Genomic DNA, 22,908 nt, shown 5'->3' on the forward strand with positions numbered 1-22,908 from the left:
TCATTCGCAAAAGAAATTCGTAATTTCAGCTAGCTATGGAAAAGCCGTTATTGCGATTTACGGAAAAAGGAATTTACTGCGAGGCAGCCGATGTCTATTTGGATCCTTGGCGCCCGGTTGACAAGGCGTTGATCACCCATGGGCACTCCGATCACAGCCGTTGGGGCCACCGGCGTTACATTACCCACCATCGCAATGTTCCCATCGTAAAGCATCGATTGGGTCAGGTAGCTATTTCGGGTATCGACTGGAACGAGACCTTGATGATCAATGGAGTGCGCTTTAGTTTCCATCCTGCCGGACATATCATAGGTTCTTCCCAGATCCGCGTCGAGCATCAAGGGGAAGTTTGGGTCTTTACCGGTGATTATAAAACCGAAACCGACGGCCTGACCACGCCCTACCAACCATTGAAGTGCCATACCTTCATTACCGAATGCACCTTCGGATTACCGGCCTTTCGTTGGCGACCACAATCGGAAGTGGCAACCGCCATCAATTCATGGTGGGCCGAGAACAAGGCGAATGGCCAGACTTCGGTACTGTTCGGGTACTCTTTGGGCAAAGCGCAACGGTTATTGCACCTACTCGACCCCTCGATCGGAAAGATATTCACCCATGGCGCGGTCGAGAACATGAATGCCGTTTTACGTGGGGTCGTCGACCTACCCCCTACCGAACTGATCACCAAATCGACGCCTAAAGAAGCCTTGACCGGAAACATGGTCATCGCCCCCCCTTCGGCCCATGGCAGCAGCTGGATCCGAAAAATGACGCCTTTCGTTACCGCCTCGGCCAGCGGTTGGATGGCCTTTAGGGGTGCGAGACGCCGCAGGGCACTCGACAAAGGTTTCGTTTTGAGTGATCATTGCGATTGGGGTGGACTTTTGGAAGCTATTTCGGCCACGGGAGCGACCAAGGTCATCTGCACCCACGGATACACCGATATCTTTTCACGCTTCCTACGGGAAAAAGGCTATGATGCACGTACTGAAAACACCCAGTTTGAGGGCGAAACACCCGATGTTGAAACTGAAAACCAAAACGTCGGATGAAGCGTTTTGCAGCTCTGATACAACAGTTGGACAACACGAATAAGACCTCTCAAAAAGTAGCGGCCTTGGCATCCTATTTTTCATCCGCACCCGATACCGACAAAGTTTGGACCATCGCGATACTCTCACACCGCAGACCACCAAGGCCGGTCAATACGACCTATCTCAGGGAATGGGCTTCCGAATTGGCGGGCATTCCGCTCTGGCTTTTTGAAGACAGCTACCACATCGTGGGGGATCTTGCCGAAACCATTGCCTTGGTGGTTCCGTCAAAAAAGAAACAGACGATGAAAAGCCTGACCGATTTTCTCGAGGAAATGCGGTGGTTGAAAGGACAAGACGACGCGATCAAAAAAACCTATCTCTTTGAGAATTGGGAAAACCTCGACTATTACGGGCGTTTCGTATTTACCAAATTGATTACCGGCGGCTTTCGCATCGGGGTCAGCCAAAAACTGATGACCAGGGCCTTGTCAAAGGCCACCGGTATCGAAGAGGATATCCTTGCCTACAAACTCATGGGCAACTGGAACCCTGCTGCCATCTCTTTCGAAGATCTGGTACTTCGTGAAAATGAAAGCGATTTTCTTTCGAAACCCTATCCGTTTTATCTTGCTTATGCCGTTGAAGACGAAGTAGCCTCGCTTGGTTCGGTCGACCAGTGGTCCGTCGAACATAAATGGGATGGAATCCGCGCCCAAGTGATCGTGCGCAAGGGCGAGTTGTTCGTTTGGAGCCGTGGTGAGGAATTGGTCACCGACAAATATCCCGAATTCCTGGAATTCCTTGAATACCTGCCCGACGGTACGGTTTTGGATGGGGAGCTGCTGCCTTTTCCTGAAGGTGAAATCGGTAGTTTCAATGCGCTACAGACTCGAATAGGAAGAAAAAACCTTTCGAAATCCCTTTTGGTAAAGACCCCGGTCATCTTGATGGCCTACGATCTTTTGGAATGGAAGGGTGAAGACATTCGGTCGAAACCCTTTTTCGAAAGACGGGTGTTGTTGGAGGAATGGATGGCATCCGAAACCATGGTTTCGAACCAAGGTCGCTTGCTGCTATCGGAACGCATGCAGTTTACTTCTTGGGGCGATGTAACGAAAGAACGGACGAGATCTCGGGAAAAACGCAGTGAAGGTTTGATGCTCAAACGCCTTGACTCCCCGTATCAAGTAGGGCGCAAAAAGGGGGATTGGTGGAAATGGAAAGTGGATCCTTTGACCATCGACGCGGTACTTACCTATGCCATGCGAGGTCACGGTCGCAGAAGCAACCTGTTTACCGACTATACCTTTGCCCTATGGACCGATAATCACGACACCGGTGAACGCGAATTGGTCACCTTCGCCAAGGCTTATTCGGGTTTGACCGATGCCGAGTTCAAAGAGGTCGATGCTTGGATCAAAAAAAACACTTTGGAACGCTTTGGGCCGGTTCGCAGTGTCACCCCCTACCATGTTTTTGAAATCGCCTTCGAAGGAATTGCCCTCTCGAAACGTCATAAAAGTGGGGTGGCCACCCGTTTTCCTAGAATCCTGCGTTGGCGTAAGGACAAAAAGATTGAGGAAGCCAATTCGTTGGAAGAACTAAAAGCGCTGTTACAATGAGCACAGAAAAGGACCATCATTTTGCCAAAGCCGAAGCATGGTTCGATGCCCAAGGATGGCGGCCTTTTGATTTTCAAAAGGAAACTTGGCAAGCCTTTCTCGACGGCAAGCACGGCCTCTTGAACGCCCCGACCGGAAGCGGAAAGACCTATGCCCTATGGTTTCCTATCGTTTTGGATTACCTCGCCAAAAACCCGCGGTATCGGAGCCAACATAAAAAAGGCCTGAAAGCGATATGGATCACCCCTCTTCGGGCCCTGGCACAAGAAATCAAACAATCGGCCGAGCGCATCACCCAAGACCTGGGCACCCAAATGCAAGTCGGTATCCGCACCGGCGATACCTCAACCAAAGAGCGGGCGAAGCAGCGTACGACCATGCCCGATTTACTGATCACCACCCCGGAAAGCCTGCAGTTGCTATTGGCATCAAAAGGTTATGCCAAGTTGTTCAAAGATTGCTCCGCAATAGTTGTCGATGAATGGCACGAGCTCTTAGGGACGAAACGTGGCGTACAGATGGAGCTGGGCCTATCGCGGCTGAGGGCTATCTGCCCCAACATGCGCATTTGGGGTATCTCAGCTACCATCGGCAATCTAGAGCAAGCCCGTGAAGTGCTATTGGGCCCGAATTCAAAAGCACTCTCGAATTCGGTCATGATCAAGGCCCATATCCCAAAAAAAATCAGTGTGCGCAGCATCATTCCGGAAACCATGGAACGGTTTCCATGGCGGGGGCATCTAGGATTGCATTTGTTGGAAGAGATCGTTCCGATCATCAACAATAGCAAAACGACCTTGTTGTTTACCAATACCCGGAGCCAATGCGAAATCTGGTTCCAGAAAATATTGGAAAAACATCCGGAATACGCCGGTGAGATCGCCATGCACCATGGAAGCATCAACAAAGAGACGCGCCTTTGGGTCGAGCAGGCCATTCGAAACGAGAGTTTAAAGGCCGTGGTATGCACCTCGAGTCTAGATCTGGGGGTCGATTTCGCACCGGTCGAGACGGTCATCCAAATCGGGGGACCTAAAGGGGTGGCCCGATTTTTACAACGGGCAGGGCGCAGTGGTCACCGTCCCGGAAAGGAAAGCGTGATCTATTTTCTGCCTACCCATGCCATGGAACTTATCGAAGCATCGGCCCTTCAGCGTGCCGTCAAAACGGAGGCCGTGGAAGATCGCTTACCCTATTTGAACAGTTTCGATGTACTGATCCAATACCTGACCACCTTGGCCGTTTCAGATGGGTTTTTCCCTGATCGGATTTACGAAGAAATCAAACAGACCTTTTGCTATCAGGTGTTGACCGAAGTGCAATGGCAATGGCTACTGAATTCATTGGTCATGGGGAGTCAGAGCTTAAAATCCTATGACGAATACAAAAAAGTGGAAGTCGAGGCAGACGGCCGTTTCAAGGTCAATGATCGGGGGGTAGCCATGCGACATCGTTTCCAAATCGGCACTATTGTCGGTGACGCTAGTATTGCCGTTCGCTATCAGAAAGGGGGGTACATCGGCACCGTCGAAGAGTATTTCATCTCCAAGTTGAACCGGGGTGATGTCTTCACTTTCGCGGGCCGCAATCTCGAGTTCATACGCATCAAAGGAATGCAGGCCCAAGTGCGCAATTCATCAAAGCGCACCAATAAGGTACCGGCGTGGGGTGGCGGGCGTCTCAGCTTTTCTTCGCAAATGTCGAGACTATTGCGGGAAGAAATGTACACGGCCGACCAACCCTTACACGAGCAATCGGTCGAGATCCAAGCTTTGGCGCCGATGCTTGAAAAACAACGGGAAGAAAGCCTAGTGCCCCGTGCCGACCAATTTTTGATTGAGACCTTTCACTCCCGTGACGGGTACCATCATATTTTTTATCCGTTCGAAGGTCGGGCCGTACACGAGGCCATGAGTAGTCTCTTATCGTACCGTATCGGCCTCTTACACCCAATTACCTGTTCGCTGGCTTATAACGACTACGGTTTTGAATTGCTTTCCGATAAGGCCATTGATATCCAATCGGTTCTTGACAATGACTTGTTTACTCCCCAAGATATGCGGAGCGATCTGCAAAAAAGTCTGAATTCCAACGAAATGGCCCGCCGCCGTTTTAGGGATATTGCCGTCATCAGCGGCATGGTCTTCACCGGTTACCCCAACAAAGGGGTCAAGATGAAACATTTGCAGGGCAATTCACAATTGCTGTTCGACGTGTTCAAAGATTATGAACCCGACAACATCCTCTTTCAACAGGCCTTTACGGAGACTTTCGAACACCAATTGGAAGAAGGGCGGCTTCGATTGGCCCTTGAACGCATCGCAGCGCAGGAAATCGTCTGGAAAGCCTGTGAAAAGGCCACTCCTTTTTCCTTTCCGATCATTACCGATAGGCTGCGTGAAAAACTATCGAACGAGAAATTGGCCGATCGTATCAAACGGATGACGAAAATCCTAACTCGGTCCAAAGACTGATCCGCTCGTTTGCCCTTGGGTTATAGTTTGATTTTCATAATGTAATACGGAGGTTTACCGGAATCTTCAGATCCCGTAAAAGCAGGGGTTTTGTGCAATTGGTTTACCGTAAAGTAAAGATTGCCCTCTCCGTCCAATGCGGTGTTATCGGCCCAATCGATCTTGGGGTCACGAACCAACGGTTTCAATTCGCCGGCAGGTGTCAAGACATCGATGCCATAGTGTTGGATGTTGGTGAAATAGTGATTTCCGTCGGCGGAAGTGGCCACCCCGTCGGAAATGGGCTTTGGTCCAGCGACTTTGATCGCCTTGGAAATCGTATAATCAGAGGCGCCGTTTCGAAATAGGGCCGCAGGCAACTGATACCAAGTAGTACCGTTCATGGCGCCATAGTACAAGGTCGATTTATCGGCACTTAAGGTAATGGGATTGATGGCGACACGCGCAGGGGCACCCCCAAAATGGATCACCTTACCGTCAATGACCATATCGATGTTCTCGGTCTGAACCGTGCGATCTTCGAATCGGCGTACTTCTTTCGTCTTGATATTCAAGGCCAAAATGCCGGGTTGGGCGATATCGGCCAAATAGATCCACCCATTGACCTCATCGACTGCCAGGTCTTGGACGAAACTTCCTTTGGGCGCCACGGATTCGGGAAACTCAAAACGGAAAACCTCGCTTTTGGTGGCGATATCGAAACCCCACACCCGGGTCTTGCCATAATTTTGACCCATGTCGACGATCCATAAAGTGTTGTTGCCATCGATCCGAATCCCCAAAGGGGTATCGATAACCGCAGCGGTAGCAGCGCCTTCACCACGCTGATGGGCCCTGTCAGGAAACGGCACAAAACTGTTTTTCCCGGTGATTTCGATCAATTGCAGCTTTCCGTTGCCCAAAGGGTGAACGGTGGTGAAAAGATGACCGTCTTGGGTCACTGCAACATTTCCGGGTCGAAATGGAAGTTCGGCGGCGATTTCGAGTTCTTGCGCTACACCGTTCGCATTGAAAAAGACCAAAGCGAGCAGCGAAAGGATTGTATATTTTTTCATCATTCGTTTATTTTGGAATCCGATAGTCTGAAAAGAACACTCGAACTTACTGTTTTTTAATCCGAATGACACATCAAATACAAATTGACGGGCAAGAATTCATTTTACACCCTCTTGGCGGGGTGTTTTGGGTCGATCGTTCCATCTTGCTGATCAGTGATGTGCATTTGGGCAAGGTGGGCCATTTTCGCAAGTTCGGGGCGGCGGTGCCCCGAAAAGCGGTGCATCGGAATTTCATGGATTTGGATACCATTACCGGGCATTTCAATCCGTTCCATATCTGTTTTCTTGGAGACCTGTTCCATTCAAGCATGAACAAAGAATGGGGGCTCTTCGAAAACTGGGTCGCCAAAACACCGGCCAAACTTAGTTTGGTCATTGGCAACCATGACATCATCGCCCGTGAAAAATTCGAATCGTTGCAGATCGAACTTTTCGAAAGCTTGGAACTTGATGGATTCTTGTTCACCCATCACCCCGAAACCCGCGATGGCTTCTTCAATTTCTGCGGGCACATCCATCCGGCGATCCGCCTTCAAGGACACGGTCGCCAACGCTTGAAACTATCCTGTTTCTTCAAAACCAAAGGGCAAATGATCCTTCCGGCTTTCGGTGAATTTACCGGCAACCATACGTTGACCCCTAAAGCAAGTGATGACATATTCGTCATCGCCGAAGGCGAAGTCGTTGCGATTTAAGAAAAAACCCCTGCGTGATACCTGTATGGGCCACTTTCCTTTTTTATCTTTGCCGACAAATAATTTGGATTGACCAAATCGTCCATTCTAGCTCGTTTTGAACAGTCTCCGAACCTTGGGAAACTGCGGCAGTCCATTGCCCAAAACCAACATCCGATAAAAACCAAAGGCCTAGTCGGTTCTTCACTTTCGCTGGCCGTTACCTCGCTGTTCCATAGCATGGATGCCCCCTTTTTGGTACTCTTATCGGATAAGGAAGAAGCCGCGTATTACTTGAACGATCTCGAACAGCTCGTTGGTGAAAACGAGGTGCTCTTTTACCCTGGCAGTTACCGTCGCCCCTATGAAATCGAAGCCACTGATAACGCCAATGTGTTGCTTCGCGCCGAGGTGCTGAATCGGATCAACTCGCGTAAGAAACCGGCGATCATCGTGAGTTATCCAGACGCGCTGTTCGAAAAAGTGGTCACGCGCAAGGAGCTGGATAAGAACACCTTGAAAATCAAATTGCAAGATACGCTGTCACTTGATTTTTTGAACGAAGTGCTTTTCGAGTACCAATTCGAACGCGTTGATTTCGTCACCGAACCGGGTGAGTTTTCCGTTCGAGGGGGAATCGTCGATGTTTTTTCCTTCTCACACGACCAACCTTATCGCATCGAGTTCTTTGGCGATGAAGTCGATAGCATACGAACCTTCGACGTCGAGACCCAGCTGTCAACCGACAAGGTCAATCGCATCACCATCATCCCCAACGTTGAGAACAAATTTCTGCAAGAGACCCGAGAAGGGTTTTTAAAGTACATTTCACCCAAAACGGTGATTTTCTCAAAGAACCTCGAGCTGTGTTATCATCGCATCGATACGAACTTTGAAAAGGCCAAAGCGAGTTTCGAATCCCTTAGTCAAGAAATCAAACATGCCCAACCTGAAGAACTTTTTGTCAATGCCGACGCCCTAAAGGAGCAATTCAGTCGGTTCAGCCTCATTGAACTCGATGGAAGTGACGGAATCACGATCGATTTCGGCAATAAACCCCAACCGGCCTTCAACAAGAAATTCGAATTATTGGTCGACGACTTGGTCGACAATGATGCCAAAGGATACCAGAACATCATCTGCTGTGCTACCGAACAGCAGGCCCAACGCCTCAATGATATTCTCGAAACACTTAAGGAAGGAACCGAACCATCTGGTCAAAAAGTATTCGGTTACCAAACTATGGTCTTGCCGCTTTACCAGGGGTTCATCGACCATGGCAGCAAATTGGTCTGCTACACGGATCACCAGATATTCGAACGTTACCATAAATTCTCGTTGCGGAACGGCTATGCGAAAAAACAGGCGATTACGCTGAATGAGCTCAACAAACTGGAACTGGGCGATTACGTCACCCATATCGACCACGGCATCGGCAAGTTCGGTGGCTTACAAAAAATCGAGGTAGAATCGAAACAGCAGGAAGCCATCAAATTGATCTATGGTGATCGTGACATCCTGTATGTCAGCATCCACTCGCTACATAAGATTTCAAAATACAACGGTAAGGACGGCGCCGTTCCCAAAATCTATAAGCTGGGTTCGGCGGCTTGGAAAAAGTTAAAGCAGAAAACCAAGAGCCGGGTCAAAAAAATCGCTTTCGACCTGATCAAAGTCTATGCGAAACGGCGCATGGAGAAGGGATATCAATACGATCCCGACAGTTATTTGCAGCATGAACTCGAAGCTTCGTTCATGTACGAAGACACGCCGGACCAAGCCAAGGCCACCAGTGACGTCAAGAAGGATATGGAGAGTGAACGTCCCATGGATCGCTTGGTCTGTGGTGATGTGGGCTTCGGAAAAACCGAAGTAGCCATTCGTGCAGCCTTCAAGGCCGTTGATAACGGCAAACAAGTCGCTGTTTTGGTGCCGACCACCATCTTGGCGTTTCAGCACAACAACACCTTTAAGAAGCGGTTCGGTGAATTACCGGTGACCGTCGATTACCTGAATCGGTTTCGTTCGGCCAAAGAGAAGCGGGAAATCCTCGAACGCCTTTCCCAGGGACGTATCGATATCATTATCGGAACCCACCAACTGGTCAACAAAAGCGTCCAGTTCAAGGATCTGGGGTTGCTTATCGTGGATGAAGAACAAAAATTCGGGGTAGCGGTTAAGGACAAATTAAAATCGATCAAACAAAATGTCGACGTCTTGACCTTGACGGCCACGCCCATTCCGCGAACTTTACAATTCAGTTTGATGGCCGCACGGGACCTATCGGTCATCAATACCCCGCCTCCTAACCGATATCCGATCGAAAGTCGGGTCATTCGCTTCAATGAGGAAATCATCCGCGATGCCGTTTCTTATGAAATCCAACGGGGCGGTCAAGTCTTTTTCATCCACAACCGCATAGAGAACATCAAAGAAGTCGCTGGCATGATACAACGACTGGTCCCCGATGCCAAGATCGGAATCGGACACGGTCAAATGGAAGGCAAGAAACTCGAACAATTGATGCTGGCCTTCATGAACGGCGAGTTCGACGTATTGGTTTCGACAACGATCGTCGAAAGTGGATTGGACGTGACCAATGCCAACACCATCTTCATACACAATGCCAATAATTTCGGTTTGAGTGACCTGCATCAAATGCGGGGTCGCGTTGGTCGTAGCAACAAAAAGGCCTTCTGCTTTTTCATCACCCCACCTTATGAAGTGATGACCCCTGATGCCCGAAAACGCATCCAAGCCCTGGAACAGTTCACCGAATTGGGCAGTGGTTTCAACATCGCCATGAAGGATTTGGAAATCCGGGGTGCCGGTGACCTCCTGGGAGGCGAGCAAAGCGGTTTCATCAACGAGATCGGTTTTGAGACCTACCAAAAAATATTGAGCGAAGCCATTGAAGAATTAAAGGAAAACGAATTCAAAGCGCTATACGAAGAAGTCGAGGGGCCACAAGACAAGGTATTCGTTAAGGATACCCAATTGGATACTGATTTCGAACTTCTGTTCCCCGATGGGTACATCAATAACATCACCGAACGATTGACCTTGTATACGGCCTTGAACAAGGTGACCGATGAGGATGGGTTGATTGCCTTCGAGCGGCAGCTGGTAGACCGTTTTGGTGAATTGCCACAACAAGCTATCGATCTCCTGAACAGTGTGCGTATCAAATGGAAGGCCACCGCCATCGGATTGGAACGCGTCATTTTGAAAAAAGGGAAGTTCTTGGGTTATTTCATCGCCGATCAAGAGTCGGCCTATTACCAAAGTGAATCGTTTACCAAGGTGCTGCATTACGTCCAACAGCATCCAAACCAATGCCAATTGAAAGAGAAACAGACCCGGAATGGACTGCGGTTGCTTTTGGTATTCGACGAAGTCACTTCGGTAGACGCGGTCTTGGAGGTTTTGAACCCACTGGTTACCATTCCGAAGCCAACCCCTTAATCCGTTCCCTTGACTAGGGTCGAAACTTTATAAAGCAAAACCACTTCAAGGATGACCGTCGGAAAAAACAAGAACAAGGCCAAGGGTGCTAACAACACCGAGATCATACAGAGGGCCATCGATATCTCGGCTATCCCAGCGGCGACGCCCGTGGCACCTAATACCTGTCTCGATTTCAGGATCGATATCCCGAATAGCAAACCCAGGGCCCCCAGGGTGACCCCTTCGGCCAAAAAGAGGGATTCACGCCCCCAAGCCGTGTTGAAGACCGAAACGATATCATAGGTATAAAAACACAATACGGCGATCATCATCAAGACCGTAGCGATCTTCATGAGGTAGTTGCGCAATATTTTACCGGAAACCAGAAAACCGTAAAGCAAGAGAAGGTTGCACAACAAAACAACGACCTTGCAAACGACATACCCCCACTGGCCATAGATGAACTCCCCATCTTCTATTTGAAAATAATCGGCAAATCCTTCGAAGAACGCACCGACGGCGAAGAGGATTCCGGCTATCCAGGAAATGGTCAACAAAGTGTGGACCGATTTCGTTTCGCCCGCATCGATCGTTAATAGCGGTTCCTGACCATAGTCGGTACCTTCAGCTTGTAAGCTTTCAAAGTCATAATCCAATGCGGAAAGAATGGTTTTTATGGTATAACTCCTTGGTGTCACCTCACCGTTCTCGATACGTTGTAAGGTGCGTACATTGATGTTGCACCGATCGACCAATTCGTCTTGGGTCAATCCTTTTTGTTTGCGAAGTTCGGTAATCCGTAATCCTAAATCTGGCTGTTTCATAATTGTCGCTTTCGGTTCATGGGGCAATGTTACACCCTAACCCCTGACCCACCAAGTATTCCTGGCGACGTTGACCCGACATTGAAACGACATTTGCCATGACGCCAATAAACAAAGGGTTCCGCCTAAAGTGTTTTGAGATCTTTAATGGTCTTAAAGGCGACATCGACCTGTTCATCATTGACCAAAATGGTGAATTCGTTGGTCGTCGAAATCACCTCATAAAGCAAGATCCCCTCCCAGGCCAACCTTTGGAAAATAAAGTAGTAGATCCCGGGCACCGAAACATTCTCAGCGGGTAGCTTGACCGTGACCGACGAAAGGTTGCCCTCTTTTTGGGTACAACGTTCATCGCGGAACAATTCCTCAACGACCTTATCAAGAGTGTTGCTGACCACGATGTTGATTTCATTGACACCCCGCGAAGAGGTATAGAAAATATCTTGGTTGTTGTGCACTTCTTCCAAGAGTTTTGCCTGCTGGGCCAAAATGGTTTCAGAAGAAAGAAAGGTGTAATCGGTCAAATTCGAACGTACCGTAATCTCCCCGATATTCTTCAAGACCTTGACGATTTTATGGGTTGCCCTGAATTCGAGATCGTCCGACAAACGTTTCAAGGCCATCACGATGGCCCCGTTGCGCACATCCTTACCCAGTTCCTCCTCGATTTCGGGTTTGACGATACGGGAAAGGGATGTCAAGTTGATGATTCCTTGTGCCAAGGCACTTTGCAAAAAAGGCTTCTTCTTGATATACTGCTCGACAACGGCGGATATGGTTTTCACGTTTGTTTGATTTGAGGCGAAAATAACAATTTGTTACAAATAACACAAATGGTTAAAAATAGTAGAATGCATGCTGTAGGTGTTCTATTTCGAATCGCGTTCCTTTTTGTAGCACGGTAATGATATCGAACCGGACTTCGAACGAAATATCATTCTCGGTCACATAAGCATCGGCAGCAGTCAATAGCAACCGTATCTTTTTTCGGTCGACCGCAAGGGCTATGGGCCGCAAGGAGTCATTTTTCCTCGACTTGACTTCGATGATACAGATAGTCTCATCGATCCGTGCGATGATATCGATTTCAGCGCGTTGAAACCGCCAGTTCCGTTCCAATACCTCGTATCCCCTCGCTTCTAAAAAAGTGACCGCTTTTGCCTCACCTATCCTTCCAAAATCATGGTGTTTCCCCATGATTTTTATGAAAATCGAAAATAATTGTGCATTTCATCGAAAAAATATGTATTTCATCGTTCCGCTGACGTTAAGATTGTAATTTACAACCTCAAATGAACCACACCTACCTTAAGCACATAGTAACCCCAAAGCTATGAACTTAAAAAACGCCAGACTTTGCTATGGAAGCATTCATTAATTGCAACACTGCAACATTGGCGCCCTATGCTACTCCATTGGATGAGTTGCGAGCGGCGCATTTGTACCGGAGATTAGGCTTTAGCGCTGACGTACAGACCATCGATCAAGCCGTTGGTCAAACGGCCGACACCTTGGTCGACACTTTGGTCAACCAAGCCTTGAACACCCCACCCATCGCCCCTCCTGCTTGGGCCGATTGGACCAATGCCGAATATCCTGCCGACGACGATTTAGCAAGACAAGTTAGACGTACACAACGTGAAGAGTTCGCCACCGCCTATGGTAATGGCATGCTTGATTTCAACCTACGTGACCGTCTAAGTTTCTTTTGGAGCAACCACTTCGTCACCGAAATCGACGTCTACGACTGTAACTCCTTTTTGTACTATTATATCAATTGTTTACAACGGAATGCCATTGGCAATTTCAAAACGTTTGTAAGCGAGATCGGATTGACCAGCGCTATGCTGTTTTATCTGGATGGTGCTTATAATAATGGAAACAACCCCAACGAAAACTACGCTCGTGAGCTATACGAACTGTTCTCTTTAGGGGAAGGAAACGGCTATACCGAGGAAGATATCATCGAAACCGCACGCGCGCTTTCAGGATACACGAACCGTGGGGAAGTCGGATGTACCCCTGTCACCTTCAATCCGGAACGCCACGATACCGGCACCAAGACCATTTTAGGCCAGACCGGAGCCTGGGGGTATGACGACGTGATGGATATCCTTTTCGATCAGCGACCCAATGAAATCGCCACTTTTATTTGTGGTAAACTGTATGAGTTCTTCGTGCATCCGGATTCATCGGATGATGCCGGAAACGCCCAGACGATCATCGCCGGAATGGCGAACACCTTTGTCGCGAATAACTTTGAGATCGCACCGGTATTATCGCAATTGTTCAAGAGTGAACACTTCTTTGACGAAACCGCTATAGGGGTCATCATCAAAAGTCCTTTCGATTTATATATGGGCTTGATCAAGGAGACCGGGTTCGCCTATGACGACGGAACCGTAATCAATGCCATCGATGCCGCCGAATTGATCGGACAAAGTCTTTTCGACCCCGTCGACGTGGCCGGATGGCAACGCGACCGTCAATGGATCAATACGAATTATATCATTGGGCGGTGGTTGACCATGGAAGTCTTTTTGGAACGCTTCTTTATGGCAAACCCCGAACAATTCAGGACCTTGGCCATGGATGCGGTCGGTGCGGCCGATAGCAATACCAGTAACCCCGAAACAGTGGTTCGGGCCTTGGTGAACAAGTTCACCCCTAAGGGCCTATTGACCGAGGCCGATTTTGAAATCGCCATGGACGCGTTCAAGATCGATGACGTTCCCGAGAACTACTATTCCCCCGATTATATCGATGGGGGATTGAGCTTATGGATGCTCGCCGTCAGTAGCGAAGTACCCTTACAAGTCTACACCTTGATGCGACACCTATCTAGGGAACCGGAATTTCAACTCAAATAAACACCTACTATACTATGTGCGATACCCATCACATTCACGATAACAGCCCTCACAAAGGCCTTCAGCACGAAGGCCACGATCAAGAACACAAAATTTGGAGCCGACGATCATTTCTTCAAGCCTTAGGCATCGCCGGTTCCGGTTCCATGATGCTGGGCAGTAACATTCTGACCGCTTCGGCCCCGTCACCTCTGACCATGGCCTTGGGCGATACCGAAACCGACAACATTTTGGTGTTGATCCGTTTGAGCGGAGGTAACGACGGACTGAGCACGGTCATTCCGATCCAACAGTACGACACCTATGCGAACGCTAGGCCGAACATTTACATTCCTGAAAGCAAGATCCTTAAACTCACCGACGATTTTGGGGTACCGACTTATATGAACGCCGTCGAACCCATGTGGGGCGAAGGCCAGTTTAAAGCGGTACATGGAGTTGGGTATGAAGGACAGAGTCTTTCGCATTTCACCGGTTCCGACATTTACGCGAACACGGATTTGACAACGACCGGTTTCGACGGACTCGATACCGGATGGCTCGGCAGGCATTTTGAGGATTGCTACCCGAACTATCTGATCAATCCGCCCGAAGCCCCGGCGGCCATTCAGATCGGTAATTTGTCGAACCTTATCTTTCAAGGGGAAGAGACCAATTACGCCTTCGTGACCAACAATATCGATCAGTTGGAAGAAATCGCTCAGACCGGCTTCTTCTATGACATTGAAAACGCCCCCTTCGACAGTTGTATGTATGGTGACCAATTGCGTTATCTGCGCGGGGTGGCCAACACGACTTACGAATATGCCGGCAAGATCCATGAAGCCTATGAGCGTGGCCAGAACCAAGTAGAATATCAAGACAATGGTTTCGCCAGGCAGTTGGCTTTGTTGGCCCGATTGATCAAAGGAAACCTAGGCACTAAGGTCTATATGATTTCCATGGGTGGTTTCGATACCCACGGCAACCAACCCTTGGCACACGAACGTTTGATGTCGAACCTTTCCATAGCGGTAAACAATTTCTATGAGGATTTGGCCTTCACCGAACAAGATGAACAGGTTTTGAGTATGACCTTTTCGGAATTCGGTAGACGTATTTTCGAAAACGGTTCGAACGGAACCGACCACGGAAAAGCGGCACCGACCCTATTCTTCGGATCTGGGCTTAACGGCAGTGCCTTCGTTGGGGAACACCCCTCGCTGGATGCCCCTAACGGTCGCGGAAACTTGGAATACACCATGGATTTCAGGGACCTTTACGCCACGGTACTTGCCGAATGGCTCTGTGTCCCGATCGCCAAGGTAGAACAACACCTTTTAGGCCACCCTTACAATCCGATCAATCTCGGTTTCAATTGTAGTGGGGTCGATTTCGATGACATCGTATATAGCGATGACCCACCGACCTTGCCCGACACCCCACCGAGTGACGGAGCGGACCCAATGGATCCTGAATTGCAGAACGCCGTAGTACACCGTCCGTATTACCCTTCGGAACGCAATCCGCATATTTATCTGGAAATGCCCTTCAGTGCCCACGTCGACATCCAATTGTACAACATCTTAGGGCAACGTGTCGGAACCGTTTTCAATGAGCTGATGCTTGAAGGATCCGCTGAGATCAATATCCGTGAACGCGTTCGCGATACACTTTCAACAGGAAAATATATCTATCAGATTACCGTAGCAGACCAAAAAATGAGCAAATCCGTAATGATATCGTAAGCGATACTTGCATTTTCCAGAACCCCTCGATAGTGCGCCCCCCCACCCCAATTTTGGGATGCATGATTCGAGGGTTTCCTTTTTCCACTCCGTTCCCGATTCAAGGCTAAATTGAGTACTTTTGCGGCTTAATCCAGAACGATGTCCCAAAAGCGATTTTCGAGATATACCATTACAGCCGCCCTTCCGTATACCAACGGACCTATACATATCGGGCATTTGGCGGGCGTATACGTACCCGCCGATATCTACGCCCGCTTCCAAAGAGGTTTGGGCCATGACGTCGCCTTCATCTGTGGTAGTGACGAACACGGGGTGGCCATCCCCATGAAAGCGAAAAAGGAAGGTGTTTCCCCCCAGGAGATCATCGACACCTATAACGCCATCATCAAAAAGTCGTTCGAGGATTTTGGGATTACCTTCGACAATTACTCGCGTACTTCGGCCGAAATACACCATACCACCGCTTCCGAATTCTTCAAAAAACTATACGATAACGGCGATTTCATCGAAGAGACCACAGCCCAATTGTACGATGAAAAGGCCGAACAGTTCCTCGCCGATCGCTTTGTGGTAGGCACCTGCCCGCGTTGTGGCCATGAAGAGGCCTACGGTGACCAATGCGAAAATTGCGGTTCTTCCTTGAACGCCACCGATCTGATCGAACCTAGATCGGTCATCACTGGTGAAAAACCTAGTTTGAAGGAAACCAAACATTGGTTTCTACCCCTAGACAAACACGAGCCCTTTTTAAAGGAATGGATTTTGGAGGGCCATAAAGACGACTGGAAACCGAACGTTTACGGACAGTGTAAATCATGGATAGATGACGGATTGAAACCCCGTGCGGTCACCCGTGACCTTGATTGGGGTATTCCCGTTCCAGTACCCGGTGCTGATGGAAAGGTACTCTATGTCTGGTTCGACGCCCCCATAGGTTATATCTCGTCGACCAAGGAATGGGCCGCTCGGGAAGGAAAAGATTGGGAACCGTATTGGAAGGACGATGGAACCAAGTTGCTCCACTTTATCGGAAAGGACAATATCGTATTCCATTGCATCATTTTTCCAAGCATGCTCAAAACGCATGGTGATTTTATCTTGCCCGATAACGTTCCGGCCAATGAATTCTTGAACTTGGAAGGCAACAAGCTTTCGACCTCTAAAAATTGGGCGGTTTGGTTGCATGAATACCTTGAAGAATTCAAGGATATGCAGGATGTATTGCGCTATGTATTGACCGCAAATGCCCCAGAATCAAAGGACAATGATTTTACGTGGAAGGATTTCCAGGCAAGGAACAACAACGAATTGGTAGCGATTTTCGGTAATTTCATCAACCGTGTAGTCGTCTTGACCCATAAGTACTACGAAGGAATCGTTCCAGAACCCAGTACCCTAACCGAAATCGACAAGAATACCTTGGGGGCTTTGGCGCGATTCCCGCATACCCTAGCGTCGTCAATCGAACGCTACCGCTTTCGGGAAGCCAGCCAGGAGCTGATGAACCTGGCCCGCTTAGGAAACAAATACCTAGCCGATGAAGAGCCTTGGAAACTGGTAAAAACGGACCCAGATCGTACCAAGACCGTCATGTTCGTTGCCTTGCAGATCGCCGCCGGATTGGCCGTATTGGCAGAGCCTTTTTTACCCTTCAGTGCTAAAAAACTAAAGGAAATGCTCGCTTTCGGTTCGGAGGGACCCCAGTGGGATTGGGAGGACATTGAAACCGTTCAGGACCTTTTGGCTTCCGGACATCGCATCAATAAAGCCGAACTGCTCTTCAGAAAAATCGAAGATTCGGAAATCGAAGCCCAATTGGAAAAACTTGAGGCCACGAAAAAATCAAACCTTGAAAAAGAACCCGTTATGTCCCCACAAAAAGACACTATAAGCTTTGATGATTTCACCAAAATGGATCTTCGCGTGGGTACGATCGTAGCAGCCGAAAAGATGCCGAAAGCCAATAAATTATTGGTACTTAAGGTAGATACCGGACTCGATGTCAGGACCATCGTTTCCGGAATCGCGGAAAGCTTCGCCCCCGAGGCCATCGTGGGTAAAAAAGTGACCGTTCTGGTCAATCTTGCCCCTAGAAAATTACGAGGGGTCGAAAGTCAGGGCATGATCCTAATGACCGAAAACCAAGACGGAAAATTGGTCTTCGTGAATCCGGATGAACCCGATGTTTCGGCCGGAACGACCATCAATTAGCACAAGAACGCCACCAATCTGCCCGGTTAGGGATTTTATCGTATCTTTAATTTCACCATTGAACTGAAGATTTATACGCTTCAATCCTTGAATACTACCAATGAAGGAGAAATTGGAGAATGGCATTCCTAATCCGGACGCAGAGAGAACCTACGATACCCCGACGGCTTCCCCTCCGGATATATCGCAGGATTTTGATTCCCTCGCGGCCCATATTTCACAAGGGCTGGCACGATGTGAGATTATTTGCAATGCAAACGGCGAACCCGTAGACTACCGCATCCTTTCCGCAAACAAGGCCTTTGAGCGACATACGGGTATTCATTTAGAAACGGTGATAGGGAAAACAATTTTGGAAGTCTATCCGGATATAGAACGTTCTTGGATCAGCACCTATGGCCGGGTCGCCTTGACCCAGAAAACCGAAGTCATCACCGGCTACAACCACAATACGAAGCGGCATTACCGTTCGACCGCCTATTCGGATAAGCCCGGGGAATTCATGATGCTTTTTGAGGATACCACCCAACAAAAGGAACTTGAAAAAGCCCATGACCTCGTTTCGAAGAGCACCAAATTCAGCGCCGATATCGTCGATAATATGAGTATCGGCTACAAGCGCGGACAGGTAATCGTCGATGCGGACAATAAGCCTTACGATTTCAGGATATTGCAAGTCAACGATGCCTATGCTTCCATTTTCGGAAAAGACCGACATGAGCTACAAGGACGCACCATGCTAGAGGTATTCCCAAAAGCCAACCCGAAGAAGGTTAAGGCTTTCGGTGAGGTGGCCCTTAGTGGCGAAGCGGTAAGTCTGATCGATATTTGCGATATGTCGGGGAAGATTTTCGATATCTCGATATTTTCACCTTTAAGGGGAGAATTCGTTATGTTCATCAAAGACATCACCGAGCGCGAACAATCACGCATCGAATTGGCAAAGGCCAATGCCTTGGCCCATAAATCGACCAAGCTCAGTAGTGATCTTCTTCAGAATATGCCCGAAGGGTTCAAGCATGCCGAGATCATCTGCGACAAAAACGGCAACCCGATCGATTTCAAAATCCTTGAAGTCAATGCGTCCTATTCGGCCCAAACGGGTATCGATACCACCGATTATGTGGGTAAGACCATGTTGGAGGTCTTTCCGGATGTTGAAAAATCATGGATCAATGTATTGGGTGAAGTGGCCTTGACCGGTGTTGCCAAACACATCGTTGACTATAACCACAATACGGGCAAGTACTTTCAAATTACCGCCTTTTGCCCCAAACGGGGTGAATTCGCGCTGTTCATCCGTGATGTGACGGAACGCGAGCAGGCGCGCATGGAATTGGAGGCCGCCTATAAAAAGGTCGAGGAAAGCGAACGTTTGAAAACGACCTTTCTCGCCAATATGTCGCATGAAATCAGAACACCCTTGAACGCCATCTTGGGATTCGCCGAACTGTTGGAAGATCGCAACCTTGAAGAAGAAGATGAATCGAAATGTCTCGAAAACATCAAAAGCTCTGGCAACCGACTGCTGAATATCGTTTCGGACATCCTGGAAATCTCGAAACTCGAAGCCAACCAACAACAGTTGAAGTATGCGACCCATAATCTGAATTCGATCGTCGAACAATTGTACGAACAGTTCAAGGTCATCAATATCGATCCAAAGCTAGCCATCGGTCGATACAAAGACCTGCCCGATGCGGAAGCGTATATCGAGACCGACGCCACCCGGTTGGAACAAATCCTTTCGAACCTGCTTGAAAATGCGTTGAAACATACCAAAAAAGGGGAAATCGAATTTGGGTACCACCTCAAAAAAGGGTTTTTGGAGTTTTTCGTCAAGGATACGGGTAAGGGCATTAAAAAAGCCGATCAACCCACCATCTTCAAACGGTTCGGCCAAATCAACAACAAACCGGACATCAATCAAGGTACCGGTCTGGGCATTCCGATCGCTTCGGCCTATACCGAGCTGTTCGGCGGCAAGATGTGGCTGGAATCAAAGATAAACAAGGGCAGCACCTTCTTCTTTTCAATACCGCATCGCCCAGTGGTAAAGCAGGGTCCGAAAACCGGAAAACCGACCATCTTGATCGCCGAAGATGAAGAAGCCAACTTCTTGTTGCTCGAGTTGTGGCTCAAAAAGCACTGCCAATTGATTCGGGCACATGACGGCCACGAAACCGTTCGGCTTGCCAAAACCGACCCGAATATCGACCTCGTTTTGATGGATATCAAAATGCCTTATCTCAATGGGATCGAGGCCACCAAGGAAATCAGGAAAACGAACAAAGAATTGCCGATTATCGCCCAAACCGCTTTTATCATGGACAATGAACGCAGCGAAATTTTAGAAGCCGGCAGCAATGAGATCGTTTCCAAGCCGATCAAGCGCGAAGTCTTCAAAAAACTCTTGACTCAATACATTCCCCGCCTTAAGTTTGCCTAAACTTTGGGAAGCCTTCGATGCTAAAAATCGCCTACCACCCCATTTACAAACACCCTTTACCCGAAGGCCATCGTTTTCCGATGATCAAATACGATCTGTTACCCGAACAGCTCCTGCATGAAGGAACGTGTACCGATGCGAATTTCCATTCACCAAACATCGTGGAAACCGCCTACGTCCTCGGTGCGCATGATGTTGGCTATTTTGAGCGCCTGACCCAACTTGAATTGAAACCCAGTGAGGTCCGAAAAATCGGATTTCCCCTTTCGGAAGTTTTGGTCGAACGTGAACTGATCATCGCCGACGGCACCATTACCGCTTGCCTACAGGCCCTCGAAAACGGTATCGCCATGAATATCGCGGGAGGGACCCACCACGCCTATTCAAACCGGGGTGAAGCCTTTTGCATGCTGAATGACCAGGCCATAGCCGCCCGTTATCTGCTCAGCAAAGGTCTGGCAACCAACATCCTGATCGTCGATCTTGATGTGCACCAGGGGAACGGAACGGCCGAGATCTTCCAAAATGACAGTCGGGTCTTCACCTTTTCCATGCACGGCAGAGGCAATTATCCGTTCAAGAAAGAACAGTCGGATCTTGACATCCCTCTAGAAAAAGGGACCGATGACCCCACCTACCTAAAACTCTTAAAAAATACGCTCCCCCGACTGCTCGACGAAACAAGGCCCGACTTCGTTTTTTACCTCTCCGGCGTCGACATATTACATACCGACAAGTTGGGTACCTTGGGCATGACCCTTGAAGGCTGCCGAGAGCGCGATCGCTACGTATTGCAGAGCTGCAAGGACCTGGGCATCCCGGTCGAAGTCAGTATGGGAGGGGGCTATTCGCCCGATATCCGCACGATCATCGAAGCCCATGCCAATACTTTTAGAACAGCGCAAGAGCTGTTCTTTTGAATCGGTTCACGTATCTTTAAACGAATTAAAGCGCATTATGAAATTTGGATGTACCGTTTTCCTGCTTTGTATGTTAGGGGTCTCACAAGCCCAAACCACCACTGCCACTGCCCCGAAAGAAGGCTTATGGAATGAGTTTACGTATGACCTGGGGTCGATTTTCGGCGGGGTCGGCCATGCCTACAGCCGCCCTTTCCATTGGAAAGGAGATCAGTGGAAGGACTTCGGATATTTGACGGCCGGTACCTTGGGATTGTTCCTTGTCGATGATGAGATCGATCATTGGGCCGATGGTTTCCGTGATGACGTACCTTCCTTCATCGTAGATTATGGCAACGAATATGGCAGTCCTGAAAACAACTATATGCTGACGGGTGCGGTATATCTAACCGGACTATTCACGAAAAACGAGAAACTAAGACGAACCGGGGTCTTGCTGATTTCTTCGGCAACCGCGGGTGGTTTTTTCCAACAAGTCGCGAAACGGATCGTCGGAAGGGCAAGGCCCAAAAGCGGTGAAGATTCGAATACCTTCGATCCGCTCAACGTCGACCGGGTCTTCAATTTCGACTCTTTCCCTTCGGGACATGCCATGTTGGCCTTTACGAATGCCTACGCCATAGGAAAGCAATTCAAGAACCCTTGGGTCAAAGCAGGAATTTATACGGTGGGCATGGTACCTGGTCTGGTCAGGGTCATCGACCGTTTCCATTGGATCTCGGATGTGGCCTTCAGCACCGTCCTCAGTATTTTCATCGTAGAATCGATCGATCGCTATCTTGACCGTCGCTATGACAAAAAATACAACCAACAGGCTTCTAAAGTCGATTGGAACCTTCATTTCGGACTGAACACCGTGGGGGTTGCCGTGAGGTTTTAAGGCTTTTACGGTGGGGTTCTTGCGGCTCTTTCGTATTTTTGTAAAAAATAGAAGAGGATGTTATCAAAGAAACTCGAAGCGGCGCTCAACGCCCAAATACGCATAGAAGCCGAATCATCACAAGTGTATCTTTCCATGGCTTCATGGGCCGAAGTGAAAGGATTGGAAGGTGTGGCCGGATTTATGTACGGTCATTCCGATGAAGAGCGTATGCACATGCTCAAGCTGGTCAAGTATGTCAACGAGCGTGGTGGCCACGCCCAAATTTCAGACCTGAAGGCTCCTGAGACCGAGTTTGGAAGTTTACAGAAGATGTTGCAAAAACTATACGAGCATGAATTGTTCGTATCGCAGAGCATCAACGAACTGGTCCATATCACCCTTGAAGAAAAAGACTATGCCACCCATAATTTTCTGCAGTGGTACGTCGCCGAACAGTTAGAGGAAGAGGCTTTGGCCAGAACCGTTTTGGACAAGATCAACCTTATTGGCGACGACAAAGGAGGCTTGTATCTGTTCGATCGTGACATCCAACAATTGACGGTCGAAAGCGCGGCATCGGAAACGATGGAAGAGTGATCGTGAACAACTTTTTATTTAGATTTATTTAAAATAAGTAGATTCTCCCCTATATTTGCCCCCACATGGGCAAGAAAAAAGGAAAATCCGATAAAGCTGTTCGTTCACGTTTGCGGGATCTGAATCCTGG

At 48.7% G+C, this 22,908-nt stretch carries 16 protein-coding genes; 12 read left to right on the forward strand and 4 right to left on the reverse strand.

The genetic code is table 11. The features are described 5' to 3' along the window. Nucleotides 1-35 precede the first annotated feature (35 nt). Genes ABV409_RS02535 through ABV409_RS02545 form a run of 3 tightly spaced genes read left to right on the forward strand, consistent with a single transcriptional unit; the run spans nucleotide 36 to nucleotide 5,136 of the window. Nucleotides 36-1,055, forward strand: coding sequence for a ligase-associated DNA damage response exonuclease (locus ABV409_RS02535; protein ID WP_353875972.1), 1,020 nt, complete (start codon nucleotides 36-38; stop codon nucleotides 1,053-1,055). After that, entirely contained in the window at nucleotides 1,052-2,662 is a 1,611-nt protein-coding gene (locus ABV409_RS02540) for an ATP-dependent DNA ligase (RefSeq protein ID WP_353875973.1), read from the forward strand. Before ABV409_RS02535 ends, ABV409_RS02540 begins: the two co-directional genes overlap by 4 nt. Then, nucleotides 2,659-5,136, forward strand: a complete 2,478-nt coding sequence (locus tag ABV409_RS02545; protein ID WP_353875974.1) for a ligase-associated DNA damage response DEXH box helicase — start codon at nucleotides 2,659-2,661, stop codon at nucleotides 5,134-5,136. The genes ABV409_RS02540 and ABV409_RS02545 overlap by 4 nt, the downstream gene beginning before the upstream one ends. Nucleotides 5,137-5,156: 20 nt before the next feature. Here ABV409_RS02545 and ABV409_RS02550 read toward each other — a convergent pair whose 3' ends face one another. Continuing rightward, nucleotides 5,157-6,191 (reverse strand): L-dopachrome tautomerase-related protein, encoded by a 1,035-nt coding sequence (locus ABV409_RS02550; protein ID WP_353875975.1) that lies wholly within the window; start codon nucleotides 6,189-6,191, stop codon nucleotides 5,157-5,159. 65 nt (nucleotides 6,192-6,256) lie between these two features. Between ABV409_RS02550 and pdeM the strand changes: the two genes are divergently transcribed. Together pdeM and mfd are read left to right on the forward strand one after the other, a co-directional pair. Further along, complete coding sequence (gene pdeM / locus ABV409_RS02555; RefSeq protein ID WP_353875976.1) at nucleotides 6,257-6,889, forward strand: ligase-associated DNA damage response endonuclease PdeM; 633 nt, start codon at nucleotides 6,257-6,259, stop codon at nucleotides 6,887-6,889. A 69-nt stretch (nucleotides 6,890-6,958) separates the two neighbouring features. Further along, nucleotides 6,959-10,333, forward strand: a complete 3,375-nt coding sequence (mfd, locus tag ABV409_RS02560) for a transcription-repair coupling factor (protein WP_353875977.1) — start codon at nucleotides 6,959-6,961, stop codon at nucleotides 10,331-10,333. Here mfd and ABV409_RS02565 read toward each other — a convergent pair. From ABV409_RS02565 to ABV409_RS02575, 3 genes are all read right to left on the reverse strand, one after another. After that, nucleotides 10,330-11,139 carry a helix-turn-helix domain-containing protein gene (locus ABV409_RS02565; protein WP_353875978.1) on the reverse strand — a complete coding sequence of 270 codons (810 nt, stop codon included), beginning with the start codon at nucleotides 11,137-11,139 and terminating at the stop codon, nucleotides 10,330-10,332. The two genes, mfd and ABV409_RS02565, sit on opposite strands and share 4 nt — an antisense overlap. Before the next feature lie 125 nt (nucleotides 11,140-11,264). After that, a complete protein-coding gene (locus tag ABV409_RS02570; RefSeq protein WP_353875979.1) occupies nucleotides 11,265-11,924 on the reverse strand; it encodes an aspartate kinase in 660 nt (219 codons plus the stop codon). A 52-nt stretch (nucleotides 11,925-11,976) separates the two neighbouring features. After that, on the reverse strand, nucleotides 11,977-12,336 hold the full coding sequence (locus tag ABV409_RS02575) for a YraN family protein (protein ID WP_353875980.1): 360 nt from the start codon (nucleotides 12,334-12,336) through the stop codon (nucleotides 11,977-11,979). Between the two features lie 164 nt (nucleotides 12,337-12,500). Between ABV409_RS02575 and ABV409_RS02580 the strand changes: the two genes are divergently transcribed. The 7 genes from ABV409_RS02580 to ABV409_RS02610 all read left to right on the forward strand — a co-directional run bounded on the left by ABV409_RS02580 (nucleotide 12,501) and on the right by ABV409_RS02610 (nucleotide 22,778). Next, nucleotides 12,501-14,009 (forward strand): DUF1800 domain-containing protein, encoded by a 1,509-nt coding sequence (locus tag ABV409_RS02580; RefSeq protein WP_353875981.1) that lies wholly within the window; start codon nucleotides 12,501-12,503, stop codon nucleotides 14,007-14,009. 14 nt (nucleotides 14,010-14,023) lie between these two features. After that, entirely contained in the window at nucleotides 14,024-15,736 is a 1,713-nt protein-coding gene (locus tag ABV409_RS02585) for a DUF1501 domain-containing protein (RefSeq protein ID WP_353875982.1), read from the forward strand. Nucleotides 15,737-15,877: 141 nt separating this feature from the next. Then, nucleotides 15,878-17,950: a methionine--tRNA ligase gene (gene metG, locus ABV409_RS02590; protein ID WP_353875983.1), complete on the forward strand. Its 2,073-nt coding sequence runs from the start codon at nucleotides 15,878-15,880 to the stop codon at nucleotides 17,948-17,950. 100 nt (nucleotides 17,951-18,050) lie between these two features. Further along, entirely contained in the window at nucleotides 18,051-20,399 is a 2,349-nt protein-coding gene (locus ABV409_RS02595) for an ATP-binding protein (protein ID WP_353875984.1), read from the forward strand. A 17-nt stretch (nucleotides 20,400-20,416) separates the two neighbouring features. Next, on the forward strand, nucleotides 20,417-21,319 hold the full coding sequence (locus ABV409_RS02600; RefSeq protein ID WP_353875985.1) for a histone deacetylase family protein: 903 nt from the start codon (nucleotides 20,417-20,419) through the stop codon (nucleotides 21,317-21,319). Between the two features lie 37 nt (nucleotides 21,320-21,356). Then, complete coding sequence (locus ABV409_RS02605; RefSeq protein ID WP_353875986.1) at nucleotides 21,357-22,199, forward strand: phosphatase PAP2 family protein; 843 nt, start codon at nucleotides 21,357-21,359, stop codon at nucleotides 22,197-22,199. Between the two features lie 57 nt (nucleotides 22,200-22,256). Then, on the forward strand, nucleotides 22,257-22,778 hold the full coding sequence (locus ABV409_RS02610; RefSeq protein WP_353875987.1) for a ferritin: 522 nt from the start codon (nucleotides 22,257-22,259) through the stop codon (nucleotides 22,776-22,778). The last annotated feature ends 130 nt before the right edge of the window (nucleotides 22,779-22,908 follow it).

This window comes from Flagellimonas algarum, assembly GCF_040513375.1.
Lineage (GTDB): Bacteria > Bacteroidota > Bacteroidia > Flavobacteriales > Flavobacteriaceae > Flagellimonas_B > Flagellimonas_B algarum.